Origin of the sequence: Collinsella sp. Sow4_E3 (genome assembly GCF_052116285.1) — a bacterium.
Taxonomy (GTDB): Bacteria; Actinomycetota; Coriobacteriia; order Coriobacteriales; family Coriobacteriaceae; genus Collinsella.
In genome coordinates this window covers 26537-44452 of record NZ_JBQKLJ010000013.1, presented here as the reverse complement: position 1 = coordinate 44452, position 17916 = coordinate 26537, and the positions used below count along the sequence as shown (strand labels likewise).

The following is a 17916-nucleotide window of genomic DNA, read 5'->3' as shown; positions in this document are numbered from 1 at the left end:
ATGACTTAGGTGTCCTGTTCTAATGCTACGAAGGTCATTCCAATATTTAGCCAAGAGCCTGCTGGAATGTTTACTGTAGAGTTAGTACCATACCTTGCACCAGTTATCAGACCACCTTTAGTAACAGTAACAAGATACTTGTTCATCCATGAACCTTGGGCGATAAAGTTCAAATCCTCTGCCGGGCGATACCCTACTGGGAGTTGACCCATGGTAAATATGGCATCATTACCCGACAATACTACCTCTGAATTGTTTTTGAAAGCTCCTTTAGTAGTTACCACCCCAAATCTTCTGATAGCCTGTGGGAAGTTTGCCGAAGCGCTATTGGTATTATATTCCACAAATCCACTCATTGGAGTGATAGCTGCTTTAGACGTTGTGTACAGTCCATCGTAAGACGATCGATCAACCTTTTGCAACAGCAGTGCATCGGCTTCTGCCTTAGTATAGAAGTCAGCTGCATTAAAATCTTCAATGGCTGTATTCAGTTTTGCAACAGCATCGTCAACTGCTGCCAGAGCATCTGCCTTAGCTGTTCCGACGGCTGTTTGAGCTGCTGCTACCTTAGCATCCAAGTCAGCCTTTGCAGAAGTTATTTGAGTGGCTAGTGCATCAGCCTGTGTCTGTAGCCCTGCATAATCAGCTTCCCGAGAAGCTTTCCACTCATTGAAAGTAGCTTCCAAGGCATTAATAGTCTCTTGTAGAGTATTTACCCCAGCTGCTGCCTGTGTATCGTCAATGTCTACCCGACGGCTTACATGGACTCTGAAAGCCTCTGTGGTGCCCTCGATTTCATCGCCCTTCTTAATGACGAAGTAAGCTGTTTCGAACCAGCCTTCAACAGCTGCATCGGTAGGCGTGAAGGTGTATTCAATCTGTCCGTTAGCGGCGTTGACAATCTTTGCACCTCCACCACTAAATCTTCCCTCAGCATTGGCTCCTTCAAAGTTTACCGTGAAGCCAGTCAAGTCGTTCGGGATACCATACGTTGTAAGACTGACTCCGATAGTTGTAAACTCCTTTTCCCCAGTTCGTATATAAACCTTTACGTCTTGGTTGGTAGCCTTTCGAGAAGTATCTAAATTTATTCTTTGCATAAGGCTTCCTCCTATAACATCGCTTTTAGTTCGTCCATATGATTGTCCAAGATTGCTTGAACGTCTTCACGTAAGCTAGATGGAACACTGTTGATAGTCCGTCCGCCCAAGCCTTTTACAATAGCTAGGGCGTAGAGACGTGCTAGTGGAGAGTATTTATCCATTTTACATTCCTCCCATAAGTAGTTCTGAAAGTTGTAGAACAGTTTCTTGAAGCATAACAACTTGCTGATCTAGTGGAGACTCAGGAATGCCTTGGAGGTTGTCCATAAAAGCTGTCATAAGCTCAGGGTTATCATTAAATTCTTCCATTAGAATCTCGTCAAAAAGCTTGCTAAGTTCTGGAGTTAATTCATGTCCAGATTCCTTGAAAAGATTGGCAAAGCGTTTCTGTTTATCAGTCATTCATATTCCTCCTATACATCTCGTCCTGCATATACTGTTGCAATATTTAACCAATGACCTGTATTTATTTGTTCATAGTTTGAACTTGTACCATATCTAGCTACTCCGATGGTTCCATCTGTTAGGACAGATAATAAGTATCTATTCATTTGAGAACCCTGAACAATTGTATTGACATTCTGAATAGGCCTTGCCCATATTGGTGCTGTACCCATTTTCCTTATATCTCCGCTTGCTGGGATAACTACTGTATTTCTAAATGAACCGGCTAACTGAACTAACCGGCCCTTCCTAGTTGCAGAAGGGTAGTTACCCGAACTAGGGTCGCTGCTATAAGGCTCAAATCCAGCTGCTGCTGGTATTCCTGCTCGAGGCATACTATATAAGTCGTTGTAAGAAAACGAACCGCCTTTGCCATCTTTGGTTTGAAGTGTTAGTGCGTAAGGAGACAACTGCATGTTGTATTCTAATTGTCCAGAACTATCCAATTGATAAGAGGAAAGGGCTTGGTGGTCAATAATTAGCTTACCTGAAATGTTTTTGACTCCTGTAGACTTAACATAGGTTTCCCACTCATTGGTATATAAACCGTTACTTAGAGTAAGAGTTCCTCGTTGCCAAGTTGTGGAACCATCTGTTATAGGTCGATCATACGGAGATTGAATTGTCAATCCAGAGAGTGTTCCAGAAGTTATGCTAGAGGCACTCAAGTTGATTACACTAATCTTTCCAGCATCCAATGTACCAGTTGTAATCTTGCTGGCTGACAGAGAGCCTATCTTAGCATCTGTGACAGCTAGGTTAGCAATCTTGGCAGTGGATACTTGGAGGTCTCCTATCTTAGCTGTTGTAATAGATGCATCAGCAATCTTGGCACCGTTGACTGCTAGGTTGGCTATCTTAGCGTTTGACACAGCTAGGTCAGCTATGTTGGCAGTCTTGATAACAGCGTTGTCGATGGTCGTTGTACCAGTAATGTGGACGTATTTACCGTCTATCAGAACTCCTTCCGAAGAAACATTGATCTGTGCAATGACTCCATTCTTATTAACTTTTAAATTGATTTGGTCAGCTAATTGGGTAATCTGGGAAGCGGTGGCCATGTCCTCTGGTGCTAGTGTCCAGTCAGTTGCTTTATTTCCTTTTTCCACTTTAAAATCTTTGATGAAGAAATATGCCCAAGCAATATTTTGAAACTCCACAAAGTTATAAACTTCCGCAGTGTAATTAGTAACGTTGACAGTCAGGGATACTCTTCGCCAATTATTATCAGCAGTAACTGCAAACATAGTAGGATTCAAATCACAAATATCAAGAATGAAATACGATGTTACGCTTTGTGACCCTCTTAAATCAAAAGAAACTGTCCAGTATCCGTTTGACGTAATCACGTTATTAATTCTAACAGTACCGTTTCTGTCTTGTGCTCCTGTTAATTTAAAACCGTTAGGCGCTGCTGCTGTTCTTTCAAATTTAACGTCCGGATCTGTTACTGTAACAGAATTGTCTTGTCTGTAATAATTCCGTCCGCCAATCTCTAACCCATTTAAATCTGACTCCACTTGACTAACCGTACTAGTCAATCCATTAGCAGTCTGTTCAACTTGTGTAGCTTTAGTAAAAGCATTATTGGCAGTAGTTTTAACTTCCGATACAGTTGTCTTAAGTCCATCCACAGTAGCTTCTACTTGAGTAGCTTTTTGCATCGCTCCATCAGCAGTTGTCTTGACTTCTCCAACAGTTACTTTCAAACCATCTGCTGTAGCTTCTACTTGAGTAGCTTTGGACATAGCTCCGTCAGCGGTTTTCTTGACTTCTCCAACAGTTGCTTTCAAACCATCCACAGTCGTTTCAACAGTAGTAGCTTTTGAAAGAGCTGAGTCGGCAGTTGTTTTAACCTGTCCTACGGTTACGGTAAGTCCATTAACATTCGTTTCAACTTCTGTAAGCTTCTGAGTAGTCTCTCCTTGAACTGTCTCAATGTCTGAGATGGTAGTTTTCATACCGTTAACATCATTCGTGACAGTCGTTACTTTGCTATCAACTTGACCAACTTTAGAGATCGCTGTAGCAGAGTCTGTCAGAGCTTTGGTAGCATCAGCCTGTGCATTTGTAACGTCTGTCTGGAGTCCTTCAACATCTACTTGAATAGCATCTGCTTGAGCTTTTGCATTGGCTGCATCAGTAACTGCTTGATTAGCTTTGTCCAGCGCTGCTTGACCAGCTGCTGCGGCATCTTGGGCAGCTTCTTTAGCATCATCGGCAGCAGCTTGAGCATCTTTACCTGCTTGAGCAGCTTCGTTAGCAGCAGCTTGCGCTTCTTCGGCATCCTTTGCAGAGTAGCGGTCTTGCCATTCTCCTGTAGTTTCATTCCATATTCTAATTGTTGAATACGTCTTACCAGTCTCTGGGTCAACTGCATCAAGGAACCAGATATCTCCTTCTTTAGGATTTGGGTTAGGCGTATCCCCAACGCTTACAGAAGGCACGTCTCCAAGCTGTTCAATGATTCCTTCTTGGCCTTGTTGCAATACTGTGATGTCCTCAGTTACTTGGACAACTACTTGATTGATTTGGTCTTGCTGATTTTGAATCTGATTAATCATATCCCGAAGAGCTAAGACATCTTCCGAGTCAGCCGTGGAAATCTCTTTGAAGTTAGTAAAGGTTACTTGGTCGTCTTCTGGATTGTTGTGAGAAGTTACCAACTCGACTACCCGAGCTTCCAAACCTAACTCCATATCCCCAACTTTTTCCTTAAGCCATACAGTGTCTCCTAGATGGATTTGTTCAGTCCCTTCAAAGCCCAAAGCATTCTCAAGGAGTAGTACGTTAACTGTGTACGTATACGTGGGAGCAATGTAGTCCAACAGCTTATTACAAGCTTCAAGATAAGTTAGTTCGGGGTCTGTTGAAGACGACTTCATGATAAGGACTTTTGCATAGTCTCCTTGGTCATAGTCGTTGTGAGCTGCTTCATGAATGATAATATCCATTGGATTGTCTTTCCGGAATCCATTAATTTTGTTAATAGGAGAGTATCCTGCAAGCGTTCTAACAACGTCTTGTTCCATCCAGTAAGGAAGGATGGCTGTATGGATATTGTCGAAGTCTACTGTACGCTCAATGTTGATTAGATCACGGTCATATACAAAGTATTTACCAGTGTTACTTCCAAAGCGTTTATAGACATGGAGCACTCTTGTGATACGTTGTCCATCAAACTTAACACTAAAGCGATACTCGATGTCGTACAGCTCTCGGATTTTTTCCAGAGTGCTTCGGACATCTGTGTACTCTTTTACGTCAACTAACTCGTAGCCGATGTTGATTGTATCAGACCCGATAATATACTCCCAAGGAGTTGTTCGTAAAGCTCCTGCAATAGCATCTCGTAAGTTACCTGCTGTGAAAGGTACCACGTGAGACTTTAACAAAGCATCCACAGAGGAGTCTTCACACACCACTCGTTTGAGAGGCTGCTCTTGTGACCAGTCCTCCCATACGTTGATGATAGTAAGCTCTCTAAGAACGTTATCTTTATCTGGGTACAAGACTGTTCCGAATCCTTCCAACCATTCACTATCTTCGCTTTGGAGGGGTACTGCAAACTCAAGAGTAGTCTGCATTGTTTCTAAGTTGTCGGTAAATTTGTCATCAAAATAAGGAGTAGCATTTGGAATATTATTTACGTAGTTTCCACGATATACTCCCTGTGGACTTAAGACTGTAATCATTGAGTTTCCTCCTAAAGTTTATTTGTAGCGATTGGTGTACTCATACTCCACCTTACCCTTTACTCCAGATATTCCCAAAGTATTCTTGCCAGGCTTCAACGAGAACCAGTCTGTGGAAGGCTGTACATAAGATGGGGCGATTGTTCCATTAAGCCATACTTGGCCTTTGGTAAAGTCTACGATAAGCTCATCGTCCTTCTTGAATGAGCGAGTTATCTGAGGGCTGTTGGCAGGCTTTTGCAAGATTTCCCAGCACTTAGTGTGATGGACTGCCCATCGGTTAATCTGAGGTCTGTTGTCAATGTTTGCATACAAGACTCCATAAGCTGCAAACTTCCTATTCCAAGTCTCTTGAGGAAGTGAACGGAAGCCTGTCGAGCGGACGTTCCTCAGCATCGAAGTGCCATACTGTAAGTCAGAGCCAATCATTGGAGAACGTTTCTTAGACTTGAACTGGCCTGCTTGAAGTCTCCAACGGTTATCCTTACGTTCGATAGTAATCTTACCAGTAAAGTTGTACCACTCTTTACCTCCCCATCCAGGGCTGATACGGACTTCATCTTGAGTAGATGAGCCCATAGTTGCAATGTGGAATCGAATCTTCTTCTGCTTAGCTACATAGCCGAAAGCTACGTTGGCAAAAGGTATCATCTGGTCGTCGTACAGGATTATATACATATGATGGTCAGTCCAGTATTGAGGATTTCCTTGAGTTGAAAAAGCTATCTCCAAGGCGAAGTCATTCAAAGCTTTCGGGTTAACTCTTGTAATGCCTCCACCATACCATTTGTACCCGACAGTTTTTCGATCTACTTTAGGGAACTTATTATTCTTGAGTTTCAATGTACCAACCGTAGTTTCAAGGGTTGTGTTTCTGATAAAGTCTTGATATAATAAGAAACTAGGAGTCGTATTATTATCCATCTGTTTCAAGGAGTTCATGTTATCATAGAACTCTGAGAATTGCCAAGGCATTGGGTCGAAATTTGTACCAGTTCCAGTTCCTTCCGACGAGTCATAACCAAGAGTTACGTTCTCTGACTCTCCCATACCTACAATGTTAACCATTGGAGAATCTTCTTCAAAGGTTATTTTCATAACTGGATGAGTCTCTGCTGTCCCCTCATTGAAGATTTGAAAGAAGGTTCCTTCGTCGGTGTCCATAGTTACTTTACCAGTTACTTCCTCGCCATAAGAAGTTACTTCGATACACCGGAAGTTCAATGTGAAGTCTCCAACATTAAGGCTTTGGTTTATCTCAGAAGCTCCTTCAAATACGACTTTCCAAGAACGGTCTTTCGAGTCAGCAAATCGGATAGTTGTTTCTCCAATGTCCAAGAAGTTTGCCAAGTCTTCGATTAGATATGGAATATCATCTTCTTGGTTAGCTTTGATAAAGCAGTTCATAGAGATAACACGGTCTCCATAAGTTTTACCATAGTTGAAGTTACGTTTGCCTCTGTCATAGGCTGTCAGAAGGTTGTTAACAGCTGGTAGCACAGAGCGGTTGATGTCTCTTACAAATAGGTAGTAAGGTTGTTTCAATCCATTATAACGGAATGTTCGAGGCTTCGTGTCATAGACTGGGTCAAAGAGAAACTTAGGTGTGACTGTTGCCGACAGGTTTAGGTCAGCTAGTGAAGTAGCTGCTGGCACGACCACTGACAGATAAACCCATCCATTGTCAAACGTATAGTCGTCCAAAGGTTTCTCAGAAGATATTGTCCAAGTGAAAGTTCCTTGGCTTCCAGTAGACTTTCTAGCAAGCTGTGTATCTTCACTTTCTAAGTATACTTCCACATTATGATTGGCAGTTACTGAGAAGAGATACTCACGAGTCCTTTCACGGACTTTGGCAATCTTGTCTGCCTCGATGTAACAGTCTTGGAAGAACTCCGGAAACTCTCTTGCAATAGCTCCCATCACGTCGAATCCAAGAGTGATCTGAATACCATTCTCAGGAATCTGCTGAGACTGTACATAAGTTGTTCCAGAAGCTGGGGTAATCTCTGTCATGGAGTCTACGTTATAGGGAATCCATCCTAGAGCATCGCCAATCCCCCAGCCCAACGAAGGGGCTAAGGGATAAGTCGTATGAGGAGTATATACAGGAACGTATGTTGAGTTCATCGATTCATCTTTCCTTTCGGTCGATTCGTAAGCTTGGCATCGAACTGCTGTTGCTCAGTCATCTTTTTAGAGGTTGCTCGGACGATTTCCGTAGTGTCTAGGTAAACAGGTACGATGATCTCTGGAATATCTCCCCCACCTGCTGCTCCAGAAGCTTTCAGCTCGTCTGCAATAGCTCTTGCGAATGGTCTCATGTAAGTCCCATTCTGGATTGGGATGATGGCTTCTCGACCTCTTTCATTGTGTGTAACCCCCTGTGAAATGCCTCTTTGTCCCAATTGGTTGCCTGTTCCAAAGGCTGTCATGTTAGGGTTATAGGTAGCTGAACCAGAACCTATTCCATATCCTCCAGCTCCACTGACAAGTCCACCGGAAGCTTTGCGAGTGCCTGCTCCAGAGACTAGACCTCCACGTGCTTTACCCCACTTAGAAACCTTTTCAACAATAGTCCTAGTGGCGTTTACAGCTAGGTTGATAACTCCTCCAGCAGGAATTATACTAATTAGATTTTGGATAGCTGTCATAACAGTGTCGAACCCAGACTTTTTAGCCTTTACAGTAATCTCTTTACCATCTACCGAGTTAGCTTTAGTCTCGATACCTTCGATAGCCTCAACCGTGTCGTCCCTCATCGTTTGAGCATTCGTGACTGTCTCTGTCATCTGGTTACGTGCATCTTGGATAAGTTTCACTTTAGTCTTCCCTGTAGCTCTAATAGCTTCACTCGACATGCTTTTGATGGCAGCAACAGATTGGACATACTGTTGCTGAGCTGCTTGTACAGTAGAGTCTCTCTGAGCATCGGCATCTTTAATAGCCTTATCCTTCTGTTCTTGTGTGATTCTTCCTGATGAGTATGCTTGGGCTTTGAGAGCTAGGATAACTGCAGCTTTTTGAGCCGTTGTAGTATCAACTACTTGTTGAGCATTTTGGCGGGTCAAGCTGTCAATCTGTGCCAAGGCTGATTCACGTTCTGAGACAGACATGCTTCCAAGGTTAGAATACAGCTCCAGAATCTTAGCATTGTTGTCAGAGATAGATTGCTCTTGGTTGGCATTGTGGGTAGCTTGAGCTGCTAGAGCAGCTGCTTTATGCTCATTATCAATCGTATCACTGTTGTTGATGAACGTTGTCAAGGCATTTAACTTGTTCGTATTGCTTTCTTGAATGGTAGCCAACTGTGTTCCGAGAGCTGTCTGTAAGTCAGGTAATCCAGTTTGAACGGCTGCTGCTATAGCCTTCGATGGATTGTAGTTAGGGTCAGCCTGCCATTTAGCAGTCTCTACAGCAACCTGTGCACTAGTAGATTGTAGGGTTGATACAACTGTACCAGTAGCTACCGTAAGCTCATCTAACTTATCTGCGGAGATAAAGCTGAAAGAAGCTGCTTGAGCGTCTAGGTCTTTAAACACTTGGTTAACTAATTCAATCTGCTCCTGCGCCTTGCTTCCAAACATGGCTGAAATAGGGTCTTGAGTTTGGACTTCCATGAGGTTGTCTTTCATATTTACCAAAGCTTCTGTAAATCTACTAGCCTCTGTCGAAGTTGGGCGCAAAGCTTCTGCCCACTCATCCCACGGCATTTTAACTGTTCCAAACCATTTCTCATAGTCTTTGATTCTGTCAAATTGTTTAGTAACTCCATCAATGGCATCATTAACTAAGTCCAAACCCTTGTTAGCAAGTTCTACACCTTTAAGCCCAATAGTACCAGTAATGCCTTTACCAATCTTTAGCTTAAGGGCATCCCAGCTATCTCCTAACTGATCGAGCTGTCCTTCCATAGTCTTACGCATCTCCCCAGCTTGTTTAGCTGCTGTACCTGTGGAGTTAACCAGTGATTGAACTAGGTCGTCTGTCTCTTGATTAGTCTTTTGCAAGACCATTGACATACCAGCTGCACCAGTCTTACCAAATAAGATTGTTGATAGATCTAGGATTTCAGCTTTGGACATGTTCTGAGCTGCGTTCTGTAAATCTGCGATAACGTCTGGGATCGGCCGTGCCTTACCTTCGGCATCTTCTAACTTGATTCCTAATTCATCTAAAGCAGCCGCTGCCTTATCAGTTGGGGAAGTTAAGTTAGTGAAGGCTGTCCGGAGAGCTGTACCAGCTTTTGAACCTCGGATGCCTTGGTCAGCCATGATACCGGTATACGCTGCTAACTGCTCCATAGAAGCTCCACCTAGCTGAGCAGAAGCTCCAGCATATTGGAAGGTATATCCTAAGTCTGTCATATCAGCTGCGGTCTTGTTAGCAGTCTCTGCCAAAACATCGGCAATGTGTTCCGAGTCGCCAGCTGCTAGGTTCCATGTATTCAAAGCTGCGGCAACGATTTGAGCAGTTGTATCAACAGCTGACCCAGAAGCTTCGGCTGCGTATACGATACCCTCCATCGCATCGGCTGTCTCAGTAGCTGTAAAACCTAACTTGGCAAAGTCTACCATGGCCTCTACAACTTCTTGAGCACCTTTGGAAGTCTTACCTCCAATTTCGATAGCCTTGTCCCCAAGCATGTCCATATCTGCTTGAGTACCTCCAGCAACTATCTGAACCTGTTTCAGAGTTCCTTCAAAGGTAGCATAGCTTTTAACTGCATCAATAGCATACTTACCAGCTATCTTAACAGCCTGTGACCCAAGCGAGATAGCAGCAGTCATTGGAGTTAGTCCAGCAGTAAAGGTACCTAAGCCTGTGTTAGCCGATACCCAAGCTTTACCCATCCCTAGAATACCTTTCTGAGACTTCTCAACAGTACCAGTAGTTCCAGATAAGACTTTAGCAGACTGAGAAAGCTTGCTAGTAACTCCATCTTGAACCTTTCCCATAGACTGCATGGCTTTGACGTATTGGTTATTATCTACGGAAACCTTTATTCGCATTTCCTTATCTGCCATTATAGTTCCTCCTAATCAAACATATTAAATACATTGTCTAATTCTTGTTTGGCAAAAGCTCTACGGTCTTCCTCGTCCATATCTCTCAGTAAGTCTTCCGTAGTTATCTCGGATTCTGGAATATAGTCTAGGTCTCTGTAAAGTTTAAAACCAACATATTCGTCGTAGCTTATTGGCTTACCTTTAGCAGGCTGTTTGAACAAGGTAAAGAACAGTCCAGCCTCTCTTGCATGACGTTGGTAAGCTCCTCTCATCAATCCATTAAACTCATTAGGAGTGCTTGTCCAGAAATCGTTGACTGAAATTTCTAAGTCTGAACATAATATCATGAAGTATCTTACGTCTAAAAGCGGAGAATCGACGTCCTCCGATGTTTCTGGGAGACTTTTCTTCATCTGGGTTAGGCTCTTTCTCAAAGAGTTGTTTAATTATAATACTAGATTGATAACTCTGATTGACTTTTTCGAAGTATTCTGTTAAAGTAAATTCATACTCATCCAGAGACTTCTGTAGAAGATCAGATACTTCCAGTACATCTTTACCCTCATATTCGGGAATGTTTTGTAGCATCGCCCAGAATAAGTAGAGAGACTGGTTAAAGGGCGTTTGCTCTGCTACGAAGTCTATGTAAGCTTTCCCGAAGGCTAACTCAAGAAAGTGGATTGATTTATAAGTCATTCGCAAGTCTATATTCTTGCCTTGAAATTTTATTAGCATGTCTAGTCCTCCATGATAAAAGGGGCTAGGGATTAATTCCCCAACCCCTTGATTGTTATTGCCAAGCTAATTTAACAGATGTCGCAGTAACGTCGCTTGACATTAGGTTGCTTGGTGGCGTTACTGCTATGCTTCCTTTACCACAACATCTACTGTTGTAGAGATTGCTGTGTTGACTGTCGAACGAACGTTGATAGATGCTGTACCAGCTTTTACACCAGTTACTTTACCACTCTGATCTACAGTTGCGATAGATGGTACTAATGAAGTGTACGTAACAGACTTATCGGAAGTATTTTCCGGAGTGAATACCGGAGTCAGTGTAGCTGTTCCTCCAACTGTAATACCTTCGGGTGGTACCCCATTTACTGTCAAGCCTGTTGGCAAGACTGTTGGAGCTACTTGCTGCTCTTCCAAAGCACCTTTACCATTGAATGTCAAGCTGTAAGTTACAGCATCGTCATATGGTAAGTCGATCGGGAAGTCTGTCAGAATAGCTTGTCCAACATATGTCAAGCCCGATGGGAAATGAACTCGTACACGAACACAGTCTCCATTTACCCAAGCTGCATTCAACGCTTGGAAACCTGCATTGTCCTCTACGAACAATCCGTCACAATCGATTGACCAAGACTTCTGACCTTGCTCGTTGTCAGCCCATCCGAAACCTTCTTTGTTAGTGGTGTCCAAAGTATCTGCGGAGCGGTTTAATGTTCCGCCTCGTTGGGCTGCTACTTTAGTCCATTCGCCAGCTTCATCTTGAACTTCAATCAGAACGGCTGTGCCTCGTACGAAGCGTGATTTACATACTTCTGCCATGTGTATTCTCCTTTTCTTATCGTGGATTTACTAAAGAGTCTGCGACTTCAAAGTCTAAGAACAAGTATCCTCGATTGTTTTTAAATGTTCCATTAGAAGCTTCGGTATAACGCACGTGGTCAAGATTTGCATTGACTACGCAAAAGCCATCTTCCAGTTCTAATGGAGAGTTAACAAGCCTATCTACCAAAAAGTCTCCCAGAGCTTTAGTCTCTATAGAGCTTGAGTAGTCACTCCATAAGTGAAGCGTTAAGTTGTGCATCTTTCCGTAAGTATCTTTTGAGGTGACTTTACCAGATGTCAACTCTTCGCCAATCTTTACAAAGGGTAGTTCGGGCATTGTTTTAGTTCCATCCCAGACGTTTATACCTTCTGCTCTGAGAGCTTTTACGATAGCTCGTTGAAGACTTACGGAGGAACTTCTTGCACGGAATAATGGTCTACTCATAAGAATCCTCCTAGATGTTAATTTTCATAAGCTTATCCAACATCCTGTCCGTATACTCTTCCAAAGCCGGTATAAAGTTTGGGTAGTTACGTTCAACGATTGGAGCATAGCCTCTGTGTCCTTTAGGGTTTCCAGAGACGTTTGATTTAACTATTCCATATGAGATACGCCCTCCTCTAGAGACTTTTGTCTCAGCCTCTAAATTGCTAATCAAAGTAGACGTATCAATGTTGTCATGAGCGTGGATGTTATACTTAACAGCTTGTCTCATCTGGTGGGTATTTGTGTCCATAGCTCTCTCAGTCTCATCCAACCAGTCGTCGATAAGTTTGTCGAAGTTAATCTTCTTTATGATGTCTATTCGTACCCTTCCCATATAGTACCATCCTCCTTAGTACGTCTATAGTCTCGGTACTCAACTAGGTAAGAGACTGTTTGGTTAACTCCAGTGGTATTATTCTCATAGATGTTATACACCTTGCCAGTGGAGTGGAATCTTACCGCATCAATTACTAAGTCTTTCAACTCGTATATCTTATGCTGTACCCGATACCTTGGAAGCCATTGGACATCTTGGTTCATAAGTAGCTTCTGGTCTGTGGCCATGCTTCCGACAGCGGCAGGAATCCCTCTAGCAACTATGGTAGGCGTTGGGATAAGCGTTCCGAAGTCGTCGTCAGTATCAGTAAAGTCATTGTACTGGATGAGGTCAATGATTTCATTAATCTTCATATCACATCATCCTAAACTTTCTACCCTTGTATGTGCCGTTGTTATCAGCCCATGCGTGGAGAGTTGACATCCAGTTTAAATAGATGTCGTCTTTGTAGTCGTAACGAGTGATGTCAGTAGACTCTGTTTTAAGTCCTTCCGAGTTCAGACTGGACAACCTTGCGGCAGTTAGTTCATCGGCTATGTAATCAAGCTCCATTGGGAATTTGGTTACCTCGACGTTGATAACTTGGCAGATATGCTGTCTGGCACGTTTCTTAAGGACTTTCAGCAAGTTGTCTCGAATAGACGAGTTGAAGTAGCCTAGCATAAGCTTGATTTCGGATATATCAATAGCTTCTACATCTGGAGGAAGGTCGGCTTGTTGATAGGCGTTGAAAGCATCTAATAAAGCTTTTTGCTCTTCCATAATGACCTCCTATAAAAAAGAGGCTAGGGATTCTTTCCCTAACCCCTTGTTAGTCTTACTCCGCTGCTGGAGATACTGTTACAGCAATTTTAGCAGTTACTCCAGAACCGTCTTTAGCAGTTGCGGTAATGTCAGTTGTACCCTCAGCTACTGGATGAACTTTTCCCCCAACATATGTTGCAGCTGCTGGGTTAGTTGATTCAATAGTCAACTCTTTATTCGTAGCATTAGCTGGTGCAACAGCGAATGACACTGCTCGGTCAGCATCTCCTACTTTAATTGACATAGTTTGCTGAGAAGGTGTGATACCAGTTACTTTCTGAGCTGCTGTAGTGACTTTAAAAGTAGCCTTATCAGACTCTGTACCGTTCTCTACTCTAGATACTCCAAAAGTATATTCGGTAGCTGGGTCTAAGCCGTCTACTGTATAAGTCTTTTCCGCAACGTCAGAAGCAATCTTCTCTGAACCTTTGTAAATGTTGTAAGTAATTGCCACGATTAGTTTCCCCCTTCCCTATTCCCAAGACAACGTCACACTAGTGGCAGTGACGTCGCTTGAGCTAAGATTTTGGGGAGCATTAGGGTGTAACAGTTCCTTTGATGTAAACTACTTTCGTAGTATCTTGAACGTATGTTACGTAGTGTTGGTCAGCGGAGATAGTCGTTTGACGTTTGAAACCTTCACGGATTGTTTCTACGTTGTAGCCACGTTTCATAATAAGTTTCAATGCACCACGTTTGATAACGAATGCTTCGTCGTTAGCAAGTTTGTTAGAGATTACGATACGCATACCGAACAACTCTCCCAATTCTCCTGTGATGATCTTACGTCCTTGGTCAATGTGAACGAAGTCTCCAGATTTCAAGATGTTAGCACGACTCTTAGGAGAGATGAACAAGAATGTTTCATCGTCGAACTCTTCTCCAAAAGCTACTTGAGCATTCAATACCCATCCGTAACCAGCTGGGTCAATCTTAACATCAGTCGATGGAGTCAAAGCTTTAATCTTATCCACAAAGTCGTTGTCGATTTTGCTTGCGATTGCTAAAGCTAACTGACGTACAGTTTCGTTGACAGGTTGTGTATAAGCTGATAGAACAGCCTCGTCCGTCAATGTAACACCTTTAACAACTTTTTTAACAGTTGCTGTAGAAGATGTTGCAGTCAATTTAACTGGGTCGAACGCTACACCTTCCGCTACGTCGTCAGCTTCTCCGATGAAGTTCCATTGAGGTACTGTCAAAGTATCGCCTGGCTGATTGACTAAAGTATTGTCAATATCTGCCAAAGGTGCTAAGATAAGGTTGTCGATCATTTTCTTCTCTAGGAAGTCTCCAATGACCTCGGGGTTGATTAAATCTGCAATTTTAGTTACTTCTGCTACCATGTGTATTCTCCTTTTCGTATGGACTTATCTAATTAAGAGTTACGTCGCAAAGCTTCGTACTTAGCTGGGTTGCTTGCTTTAAGCTGCATAGCTTCTTGGGGAGATAAGTCGAATAATGATTTAGCTTCTCGCTGCCCTCCAACCCCTACAATATCTTGGTTGCTAGGTGCTGTCTGAGCTGCAAGGCCTTTTACTTTTTCCTCCACACGTTGTGACAAGAGGTTATTGATTTCTACGTCTAAAGAGTTGACGTTGTGTTTCGTAGCTTCTGGAGAATCTCCAATCACGTAGTCTGCAAAGCTTGCCGGAAGTCCTGTAGCTGCTAATGCGGCTGAAGCCACACTTTGCATTGCTAAGCGGTCTTTCTCTGCTTGGATTTCTTTGAGCTGTGACTGCATCTGCCGAAGTTGAATCTGCTCTTGTGTTTCTGGAGGGTTTAATTCTTGTAACCGTTCTTGAACGATCCCTTCCAAGTGCTTACTCTTCCAAGACTCAATAGCTTTGGATGCAAACTGGTCTAACCGAGGACTAATGATAGATTTGCCTGCTTCCGTTTCTAAGAAACTTCCTACTGTATCTTTGTTTAAGAATTGACTTTCTACGCTTTTACGCAGTTCTGGATTGGATTCGATAGCTCCTAAAACAGTTTCAACAGATAACCCTTCTGTGCCTTCTGCTGTCCCATTGCCTTGTTCTTTCATAATTTCGTCTGCCATGATTGTATTTCTCCTTCCGCCCTCGTAGGTACAACGCCCTACCGTGCTTTAGATATAGTATTTTGTAAAGTCCTTGGCTTAGGTGTCCTTTAACATTTAACCTACGAGATTACAGGGACAATGATGCAGACACAATGAGGATGCACAGGGAGAAGAGGTAATGTTTCTAGGGTATAGAGACCCTCGTTTCTGATACCTCCGTGAGCTAAGCTTTTGCAATGCTCACAAACTCCACTAACGGTTAACTCTGGTCTATTGCTCCATTTCCATAATGTTATCTCGTACTGTTTGGAAGCTTCCACAACAGCAAGATTTATAATTACTGAGGCTTGAGCCTCTACATGTCGTCTGAGGAAGTAGAGAAGGTTGTCTCTAAGCTGTTCTAAGTGAGCGAGCTTGCCTTGACTCTCTCCTAAAACGACTGTTCCTGTAGCTACGCCCTCCAATTCATAGAGTATCGGAAGTAAGATGCTAAAGAAGTAGTCGTAAGCTTCTTCGATAAGCTCTTGAATTGCGTTCGTTATATCTACAGAGGCTATCCCCTCTCCCAATGAGGGGTGTCCCACGACCTTTTCAGCAACCTCCGTGAAAGCTTTTGTAAGCTCTTCTTTGAAGGCTGTACCATAGACTGAGGTGTAGTATTCTAGTAAGCTCTTGGAGTCTTGGATAAGCATATAGTCTGGAGACTCTTTCATAGCTTCTATGATAATCTTATCAACAACAGCCTCAAGTTGGGGAGAGTACCTCCCGATAATATCTGCAAAGTCTTTCTGAGTATCTATCATGACATCTGTCAGAAAGGCTTCCAGAAGTTCTTGGCGTTTCTTCTTCCCCATCTTTCTAGCCATCTATAAGTCCTCCTAGTCTCTTGGTTTCTTGTTACGTGATTTCTCCTGCTCTTTAGCAGCTACTGCATCATCTGTGGTAATCGTATTGGCATCAGTTCTATTGTCTAGCTTCTTGACGTTTTGACCTGCTGTAGCGACTTGTCCAAGGTTAGTCTGTTTAAGCATTGACATCTCTGCTTGAATCTTCATACGTTCCTTACGCTGTTCGTTAGCTTTCTTAACCTCAGACTCTGGGTCAGTAATGAATGGGAACTGTGCAATGATCGTTTCATCTGGTAGAATGTCACGAAGTTTAACAGCCATATCAGCTAACTCTGAGAATGATTGTGGAAGGTTACGTACAAAGACTGGTTCCACTTTCTCTGGTTTAAGATCTTTAGCACCTTTCAAATTAGTCAAGTAGTGGCAGATGATTTCATAGCGTTGGCGAAATACTTTGCGAAGCTTAGACTCACGAACTGCTGACTTGTTCTCCAATGGTTGTGTAGCAGCTTTCATAGCTGTTCCAGTAGCTGCATTGAAGTCTTTAGATGTCAAGTCTGGAGTTTGAGAAAGACTAAAGATGTTACGTTCGGCTCTATCCTTGATGTTTTCAATGTGAGTATCGTTAATGTTCTTAACTAACCACTCAGCCTTCCCACCCTCTTCGGTAACCATGACACGATTGTTTTTCATCTTATCCAACTCAGAGTTACCGTTTTCGTCTTCTCCAATGTCAAATCCAGCTAACCACAAGTAGGCATCATTCAAATAGTTAATGTCATTTACAGAGTCTGATACAGCTAAGTTGTAAGCATCAATTAATGGAATCTGAGCTTCAAAGTCTCCTAGACGTTCCTCGTTAGCGATGACTTCAAATACATTAAACTTTCCAAGAAGATTCGGAAAAGTTTCTGGGATTGGCTTACTTTTAGTTCCATCGGCAAGAGTCTCTGTTTCAAATTTAATAATCTTATCTTTGGTATAGACTTCATAAGTCCGGTACACAGCTCCTGTAGCGCTTTGGTACACAGTGTTATAATAGATAGCTGCTAGAGGTTCACTGTCCAAGTCCATCGAGTAGCACATAACCATATTCATTGGAGAAATTGCTTTGATACGATAGTCTCCGTTACGGTCTAGGTAATGGATTTCAAAAGCATGGCCAAAGATTCCAGAAAGCTTAACCAACTCATTGTCAACGTCATGGAAATCATTCTTATTAAGAATTGGAAGCATCGCATCAATAGTTGTCTCGTCGCCTTTTAAAGTAATTGGTTCCCCAGCTAAGTAAGAAGCTGCTGTATCTACTAACAGTTTAGGGAAGTTGTGCACGACTTTATTATTAGGCTTTGTCTTATCGTCAAACGTTCTGTTTAGGATAGCGTGGTGCACACCTTTGTAATAATCATACAAAAGCTGGTAGCTACCTACTCTCCCATAATGGAGTTCAGCAGCATTAATTAATTCATCAGTTGTAAAGTCTCTGGATATATAGTGCTTACGATTATCAGCGACTGTATAAATGTCTCCAGCAGACAATTGGTTATTTGGAATAGCCATGTGATAGTCCTCCTTAATTATCTTCAAA

17 protein-coding genes are annotated in these 17916 nt (G+C 42.7%); all 17 read right to left on the bottom strand.

Features of this window, described 5'->3' with window-relative positions:
• Nucleotides 1–5: 5 nt before the first annotated feature.
• Complete coding sequence (locus ACTQ48_RS08250) at nucleotides 6–1100, bottom strand: BppU family phage baseplate upper protein (protein WP_441541075.1); 1095 nt, start codon at nucleotides 1098–1100, stop codon at nucleotides 6–8.
• Nucleotides 1101–1111: 11 nt separating this feature from the next.
• Nucleotides 1112–1264 carry a CD1375 family protein gene (locus ACTQ48_RS08245; protein ID WP_441541073.1) on the bottom strand — a complete coding sequence of 51 codons (153 nt, stop codon included), beginning with the start codon at nucleotides 1262–1264 and terminating at the stop codon, nucleotides 1112–1114.
• Between the two features lies 1 nt (nucleotide 1265).
• On the bottom strand, nucleotides 1266–1505 hold the full coding sequence (locus ACTQ48_RS08240; protein WP_441541071.1) for a hypothetical protein: 240 nt from the start codon (nucleotides 1503–1505) through the stop codon (nucleotides 1266–1268).
• Between the two features lie 11 nt (nucleotides 1506–1516).
• Nucleotides 1517–5242 carry a phage tail spike protein gene (locus ACTQ48_RS08235; protein WP_441570566.1) on the bottom strand — a complete coding sequence of 1242 codons (3726 nt, stop codon included), beginning with the start codon at nucleotides 5240–5242 and terminating at the stop codon, nucleotides 1517–1519.
• A gap of 18 nt (nucleotides 5243–5260) precedes the next feature.
• The gene (locus tag ACTQ48_RS08230; protein WP_441563690.1) at nucleotides 5261–7372 is read right to left on the bottom strand and encodes a distal tail protein Dit; all 2112 of its coding nucleotides are present in this window, start codon (nucleotides 7370–7372) and stop codon (nucleotides 5261–5263) included.
• The gene (locus tag ACTQ48_RS08225; protein ID WP_441085747.1) at nucleotides 7369–10269 is read right to left on the bottom strand and encodes a phage tail tape measure protein; all 2901 of its coding nucleotides are present in this window, start codon (nucleotides 10267–10269) and stop codon (nucleotides 7369–7371) included. Before ACTQ48_RS08225 ends, ACTQ48_RS08230 begins: the two co-directional genes overlap by 4 nt.
• A gap of 11 nt (nucleotides 10270–10280) precedes the next feature.
• Nucleotides 10281–10664 carry a hypothetical protein gene (locus ACTQ48_RS08220; protein WP_441541065.1) on the bottom strand — a complete coding sequence of 128 codons (384 nt, stop codon included), beginning with the start codon at nucleotides 10662–10664 and terminating at the stop codon, nucleotides 10281–10283.
• Between the two features lie 448 nt (nucleotides 10665–11112).
• Nucleotides 11113–11805 carry a phage major tail protein, TP901-1 family gene (locus ACTQ48_RS08215; RefSeq protein ID WP_441563688.1) on the bottom strand — a complete coding sequence of 231 codons (693 nt, stop codon included), beginning with the start codon at nucleotides 11803–11805 and terminating at the stop codon, nucleotides 11113–11115.
• 16 nt (nucleotides 11806–11821) lie between these two features.
• Nucleotides 11822–12253 carry a tail completion protein gp17 gene (gp17, locus tag ACTQ48_RS08210; protein WP_441541063.1) on the bottom strand — a complete coding sequence of 144 codons (432 nt, stop codon included), beginning with the start codon at nucleotides 12251–12253 and terminating at the stop codon, nucleotides 11822–11824.
• A gap of 10 nt (nucleotides 12254–12263) precedes the next feature.
• A complete protein-coding gene (locus ACTQ48_RS08205) occupies nucleotides 12264–12629 on the bottom strand; it encodes a hypothetical protein (protein ID WP_441541061.1) in 366 nt (121 codons plus the stop codon).
• Nucleotides 12611–12985: a hypothetical protein gene (locus ACTQ48_RS08200; RefSeq protein WP_441541059.1), complete on the bottom strand. Its 375-nt coding sequence runs from the start codon at nucleotides 12983–12985 to the stop codon at nucleotides 12611–12613. The genes ACTQ48_RS08205 and ACTQ48_RS08200 overlap by 19 nt, the downstream gene beginning before the upstream one ends.
• A 1-nt stretch (nucleotide 12986) precedes the next feature.
• Nucleotides 12987–13394: a phage head-tail connector protein gene (locus tag ACTQ48_RS08195; RefSeq protein WP_441541057.1), complete on the bottom strand. Its 408-nt coding sequence runs from the start codon at nucleotides 13392–13394 to the stop codon at nucleotides 12987–12989.
• A gap of 55 nt (nucleotides 13395–13449) precedes the next feature.
• Nucleotides 13450–13890 (bottom strand): Ig-like domain-containing protein, encoded by a 441-nt coding sequence (locus ACTQ48_RS08190; RefSeq protein ID WP_441563687.1) that lies wholly within the window; start codon nucleotides 13888–13890, stop codon nucleotides 13450–13452.
• A gap of 82 nt (nucleotides 13891–13972) precedes the next feature.
• Nucleotides 13973–14782 (bottom strand): N4-gp56 family major capsid protein, encoded by an 810-nt coding sequence (locus ACTQ48_RS08185; protein ID WP_441570565.1) that lies wholly within the window; start codon nucleotides 14780–14782, stop codon nucleotides 13973–13975.
• A gap of 32 nt (nucleotides 14783–14814) precedes the next feature.
• Nucleotides 14815–15498 carry a DUF4355 domain-containing protein gene (locus tag ACTQ48_RS08180; RefSeq protein ID WP_441541175.1) on the bottom strand — a complete coding sequence of 228 codons (684 nt, stop codon included), beginning with the start codon at nucleotides 15496–15498 and terminating at the stop codon, nucleotides 14815–14817.
• A gap of 101 nt (nucleotides 15499–15599) precedes the next feature.
• Nucleotides 15600–16346 carry a hypothetical protein gene (locus tag ACTQ48_RS08175; RefSeq protein ID WP_441085769.1) on the bottom strand — a complete coding sequence of 249 codons (747 nt, stop codon included), beginning with the start codon at nucleotides 16344–16346 and terminating at the stop codon, nucleotides 15600–15602.
• A gap of 12 nt (nucleotides 16347–16358) precedes the next feature.
• Entirely contained in the window at nucleotides 16359–17888 is a 1530-nt protein-coding gene (locus tag ACTQ48_RS08170) for a phage portal protein (protein WP_441541173.1), read from the bottom strand.
• Nucleotides 17889–17916 lie beyond the last annotated feature (28 nt).

What these genes read in the sequence shown, in the direction of transcription:
- ACTQ48_RS08250 (WP_441541075.1), bottom strand. Translation starts at nt 1,100, where the DNA reads ATGCAAAGAATAAATTTAGATACTTCTCGAAAGGCTACCAACCAAGAC.
- ACTQ48_RS08245 (WP_441541073.1), bottom strand. Translation starts at nt 1,264, where the DNA reads ATGGATAAATACTCTCCACTAGCACGTCTCTACGCCCTAGCTATTGTA.
- ACTQ48_RS08240 (WP_441541071.1), bottom strand. Translation starts at nt 1,505, where the DNA reads ATGACTGATAAACAGAAACGCTTTGCCAATCTTTTCAAGGAATCTGGA.
- ACTQ48_RS08235 (WP_441570566.1), bottom strand. Translation starts at nt 5,242, where the DNA reads ATGATTACAGTCTTAAGTCCACAGGGAGTATATCGTGGAAACTACGTA.
- ACTQ48_RS08230 (WP_441563690.1), bottom strand. Translation starts at nt 7,372, where the DNA reads ATGAACTCAACATACGTTCCTGTATATACTCCTCATACGACTTATCCC.
- ACTQ48_RS08225 (WP_441085747.1), bottom strand. Translation starts at nt 10,269, where the DNA reads ATGGCAGATAAGGAAATGCGAATAAAGGTTTCCGTAGATAATAACCAA.
- ACTQ48_RS08220 (WP_441541065.1), bottom strand. Translation starts at nt 10,664, where the DNA reads ATGAAGAAAAGTCTCCCAGAAACATCGGAGGACGTCGATTCTCCGCTT.
- ACTQ48_RS08215 (WP_441563688.1), bottom strand. Translation starts at nt 11,805, where the DNA reads ATGGCAGAAGTATGTAAATCACGCTTCGTACGAGGCACAGCCGTTCTG.
- gp17 (WP_441541063.1), bottom strand. Translation starts at nt 12,253, where the DNA reads ATGAGTAGACCATTATTCCGTGCAAGAAGTTCCTCCGTAAGTCTTCAA.
- ACTQ48_RS08205 (WP_441541061.1), bottom strand. Translation starts at nt 12,629, where the DNA reads ATGGGAAGGGTACGAATAGACATCATAAAGAAGATTAACTTCGACAAA.
- ACTQ48_RS08200 (WP_441541059.1), bottom strand. Translation starts at nt 12,985, where the DNA reads ATGAAGATTAATGAAATCATTGACCTCATCCAGTACAATGACTTTACT.
- ACTQ48_RS08195 (WP_441541057.1), bottom strand. Translation starts at nt 13,394, where the DNA reads ATGGAAGAGCAAAAAGCTTTATTAGATGCTTTCAACGCCTATCAACAA.
- ACTQ48_RS08185 (WP_441570565.1), bottom strand. Translation starts at nt 14,782, where the DNA reads ATGGTAGCAGAAGTAACTAAAATTGCAGATTTAATCAACCCCGAGGTC.
- ACTQ48_RS08180 (WP_441541175.1), bottom strand. Translation starts at nt 15,498, where the DNA reads ATGGCAGACGAAATTATGAAAGAACAAGGCAATGGGACAGCAGAAGGC.
- ACTQ48_RS08175 (WP_441085769.1), bottom strand. Translation starts at nt 16,346, where the DNA reads ATGGCTAGAAAGATGGGGAAGAAGAAACGCCAAGAACTTCTGGAAGCC.
- ACTQ48_RS08170 (WP_441541173.1), bottom strand. Translation starts at nt 17,888, where the DNA reads ATGGCTATTCCAAATAACCAATTGTCTGCTGGAGACATTTATACAGTC.